Here is a 4,694-nt window from a genome sequence, read left to right as displayed (position 1 = left end):
CTACATTCCCTCAATAAAATGTGTTATAACTATCATAACTGTTATAACTATTTTAAAGTTATAATTTTAATATAAGGCTCAACGAAAAAATATTGTATTAACTCAAATAATATTCTTATTTCTTCCAAATATCCACTGCGTCATGGCGCACTTCTACTGCGTTAAAAAGCATTTGCGGTGCGCGATCAAGCACTTTAGCTATAGTGGCACATTAATTTGAAAATCGAATGTCGCTTTCAGGTATAGCGAACATTTTTCAACGTATGCTTTGTGCTATAGCGAACACTTACCGTATGCTGCTGTTCATTTAGATAGTTTTATCTATGAATTCTGTGATTGTTGTTAATTTACAGATTGCCACATGGTAAAATTAATTTAGATTACAGAATGTAGTGAAAAGCATGACAACAATATCTAAATTTTCTATTGAATCCAAAGCATTAGCAACTAATGATCCACAAGCGATTGAGTTTGCGCAACTATGTATGGGTGAGTTTACTATCAATGACAAGCATCGTACTTTAATGGCCGATCGCTTAGTTGATGAGTTTATTGGTTCACCTTTTGACTTTAAAAAGCAAAAGCCCAATTCAGTAGCTAAGAGTATTCGCGCATTTGTGAAAGGGTTCGAAGATGAACGATTAGACCAATATACCGAAGGTCGTTTATCTTTCGCCAAAACAGTGGTTGGAATGCACCTAGAGCGCATTGCGATCATTGATTATATTGAAAAAGCATTGCTCGGTGGTCGCGTTGCAAGACTTAACGTTAACGCAAAAAAACAWAAATACTTAAGGCATTATCTCGAATCCTGTTTTCGCGAGGGATATACTGCTACCAACATTTTGGATATCGAAAGTGCATTTCAAAAAATTCACAGTTCGCTCTCTACATCTTATCCAGCTATGGACTCTGACCTTGAGAAAGCACTCCGTGGTTTARCTGAAACAGAGCTTCAGATTATTTGGGGCTGTATTGTTCAAAAGAACTCTCACGACTCTGAAGTTAAAGGAATACCTGTAGGGCAGGCGAGTTTGAAGTACTTTACTCGTTTGCTTTCTAATGAGATTTGTAAGTTCGGCTCCAATTCAATCAAGAATCAGTTTGGTTCGCATAACACGTACTTCAAGATCCGTAATGCAGTTGCTGATGAGCTTGGCTTTGACATAAAGAAAAGCAACAAACGAAGCCAATTCCTGTTGAATTTCAATGTACAGAATAGGGTTWAAAAGAGAAATCAGTTCTTGAAGGGAATAGCTACCTTTGGGTTTAGCTCTACCGAGCCTGCACTCGTCCTTTTGAGTCATATTGTCCCTATTATTGAGCGCAGCTACCAGTATAGTTCCATTACCCGCTTCAAGTTCCCAAACATCGTAAAAGAAACTGCTGAAGAGACTGATCAAGCAGTTGAACGCCTAATGCCCTGGCTAGGAGAAACAGTCTTTCCAACGGATTCATCATTTGATGTACGTGTTCTCTTTAATAGTAAGTTTGAGACCCCAGTGTTCAAAGAAGGTGACAATCTCGGTGGCATGCGTGAGCTTGAGTCTTTATGGGAAGAAGCCATCAAACACCCAAACCAAAAATATTCAGATGTTGCTGCATTTATAATCGGAACGGGTAAGGGGGAGGAAGCTGCTGAAGAAGCGGTAATCAACATCGAGACTCTTCGTGAAGCGAAAGAAACTCTTCGCTCTCAAATTGCGGGTGAATTAACAGGGAACCGTGCTAGAGGAAACGTATCAGCTGAACAGTACAAAGGTGATATTTTTGAACGCCTCAATGTCATATTTTTCAATAAGAATGCCAAATTGCAGGGCAAGGACGTAAGAGCATTTACAACGGATGATCTTGGTTTACGAAATCATCAACGTATCGATATTGTTGTTCTTGACCTGAAAGATAAAGCCAAGTTTGATTCGTTTGAATCTATGGCTGATAAAGAGGCATTCATTGAACTACGTGTAGATAAAACTGGAGCGGGTTGGCAAGCTAAGTGTAACAATGATGCAACGACCAACATCAATAGTCTGTCCAAGTATCAAGGTGTTGGTTTTATTGGCAACTTCAGTAAAGAAGAAATAGCTAACGCTCTAGGGCGAAAAAACATTAGCGACCATGAATTCCAAGCTTTCTTAGATAACTACAATAACACTGTAAAATCTTATGGGATCAAAGGTGATGAATTCACGGCAGAAGATGCCGCAACAATTGCAGCCTCACCTGAGGGATACCTTTCAGAAGAAGCCCAAGCTGTTCTAAACAAACACATTAACGACCAAATCGAAAACCTTGGCAAAGAGGTTGTAAATGCGTGTGTTCAAGCTGCATTGATTGGTGGTGTTGTATCAGCTTTTGTTGAAGCTCTACAGTGTCAAAAAGAAGGCGTTCCGCTTAGTAAAGCTGTAAAACGTATCGGGAAAGCTGGGCTTGAAGGAGCTGTAAAATCTGCGATGCGTGGTGCTTTAGTTACTTTTGTTACTGCGCATGCAAAGCGCTATGCTGCTCAAAAAGCAATGGGTGGCATTGCAGCCAAAGCCGTTGGTAGAGGCGCTGGAGTTGTTGCTGTATTCGCTATAGAAAGCGCTTGGGATCTATATAAATACTACAATGGTGACATTCAAGGTAAAGAGCTAGCGGAAAAAGTAGGGAACAATGCGATGGGAGCTGGCGCGGCCCTTGGAATTATTATGACTATTGGCACTGGAGGTACAGGTATAGTGCTTGGCGTGGTTGTTGGTGGCATTGTCAGTATCATGAACCCAACAGGACGCTTGCTACTGACAGATTATGAGTCAGTATTAAAACATGATCCTGTTCGTCAAAAAGTGCCGATTAAAGCAACTGTTGTTATGTAGCCTGCGATACTATGCCTCTATCCCTAGTGATGGATTTCACCAATAGAGTAGGTTGATATGTCCGCATATCTACTCTCATGTTTGTTTAATACTCAATTCTGTGCAGCTTCGATTCAGCGAGCCAATGTTGAATCGTACCTGCCCCATTTCAATTTGACGCTCTCCCACAGCTCAAAACTACACAGAGCTGTTTGACTTACTTTTTGTAATGTAGCTAATCTGAAGCATAGCGTAAAACGGGGCTTCACATTCACCAATGGGTTTCTACAAAACACATTGACTATCAAGGGACTAAGGGTGAGTATCGTTAACTCGGAGTGAGTAAATTCTTGGGGATAATGTAGCTTTGTGCCATTTCGAGCTATAGAAATGATTGTTGTATTTCCTATTGAAAAGGATGTGGATGAGTTTGTTAAATGATTTAGCCGAAGAATTTGACCAAGATACAATTCTATTTATTGGCTCGGGTGTTTCTGTGCCTTCGGGTCTTCCATCATGGTGGGTATTAGTCTCATGGTTGAGAGATTATACCAATGGGTTAGGCGGTAATGTTGACGCTGCGAATGCATTTCTAGAAGAAGACAACCTTTTGAATGCAGCTTGCGCTTTGACGTCCGAGCTAGAAGGTTTAGGCAAATCTTTAGCTGACTTTTTCAGCGATAAAAGGTGTGATATTTTCCGCTCGGCTGTCCCACAAAAAATTCATGAATTAATAGCCCAGCTACCTACTTCATCCATAATCACCCCAAATTACGATGTCTTACTTGAGAAAACATATGAAGCAGCTGGAAGTCAGTTGCAAGTGGTTCATAAAGGTGATCGAGAGTTATTAAATGGCATAGTAAGGGGAAAGCTGAAAGATTATATATACAAGTACCACGGCTGCATAACTAAACCAGAAAAGATAATTTTAGACTTCAAGCAATACAATTCCGAAAAGTACGGACTTAGTAYTGATATGGAAAGTTTAAAAAACCTAATTCAAGCAAAAACTTTTGTTTTTATTGGTGCGGGATTAGAAGACCCTGATTTTGGTCACGTAAGAGATTACTTAATCCACGTAGTCGAACCCCAAAATATTGAATTTTGGGCCTTTATGAGAAATTGTGAAACTAAAGTAGCTTACTACAAGCAAGTGTATGGAATTAACTTAATCTCATATACAGGTGAAGGTCGAGACCACTCAGATTTACTTAATAAGCTCCAAGAGCTTCTTATGAAAATTAGCTTCATAGATGAAAGAAAAGCTGAAGCAGTAGAGTTTGCTTCCCCAGATGTTGTTGCTTCGGACAGAGTTCATGGAGTCTTGAGAGATACATTGGTTCTAGCTAATGAAGTGGTAATTCCACTTGATGAACAAATTTTAGGCTTTGTTGCTTTTTTTGATACCGTAGAAAAAGAAAAATGCTTCAGGTATCTACGCGTCCATAAAGGAAATGATTTGGAAGAAGTTTCAAACCGAATAGATTACCTAGTTCAGCGACAGTTGCTTAAGGCAACCGAGCATTTTCTACTAAATGTTAAAGGTAATTACTCTGTTGAGGCTGCGGAACAGGTAGAAGATGACATCATGGAGTACCTAATGGAGAACGAGAATGGATGATTTGAAGCTAAAAGCGATAGATTATTTCGCTGCTAAGCCCCATGATGATCAAAAAGCAAAAGTGTACCTAGCGAAAGTTTATAAAGAGATTCATGAAGTATTAGTAAATTCGACTTCGTATAATTCAATATCATCGGCTTTTGAAATTCTAGAGAAATTTATTAGTCACGTTTCGGGTGACTCTATTAGAGACCTAGTTTGCTGTTGGAAAAGGATTCACGAAGGTGGAGAGT

At 39.5% G+C, this 4,694-nt stretch carries 3 protein-coding genes; all 3 read left to right on the top strand.

Features of this window, described 5'->3' with window-relative positions:
* Window positions 1-401: 401 nt before the first annotated feature.
* The gene (locus tag L4C33_RS19775; RefSeq protein ID WP_428814115.1) at window positions 402-2,858 is read left to right on the top strand and encodes a hypothetical protein; all 2,457 of its coding nucleotides are present in this window, start codon (window positions 402-404) and stop codon (window positions 2,856-2,858) included.
* A 403-nt stretch (window positions 2,859-3,261) separates the two neighbouring features.
* Window positions 3,262-4,461: an SIR2 family protein gene (locus tag L4C33_RS19770; RefSeq protein ID WP_428814114.1), complete on the top strand. Its 1,200-nt coding sequence runs from the start codon at window positions 3,262-3,264 to the stop codon at window positions 4,459-4,461.
* Window positions 4,454-4,694: hypothetical protein (locus tag L4C33_RS19765; protein ID WP_428814113.1), on the top strand; the 241-nt coding region annotated here is incomplete at its 3' end. The genes L4C33_RS19770 and L4C33_RS19765, both read left to right, overlap by 8 nt.

Source organism: Vibrio makurazakiensis (assembly GCF_050337375.1).
Lineage (GTDB): Bacteria > Pseudomonadota > Gammaproteobacteria > Enterobacterales > Vibrionaceae > Vibrio > Vibrio makurazakiensis.
Note: the sequence above shows the minus strand (reverse complement) of the source record. Positions and strands in the feature narration are given on the sequence as shown.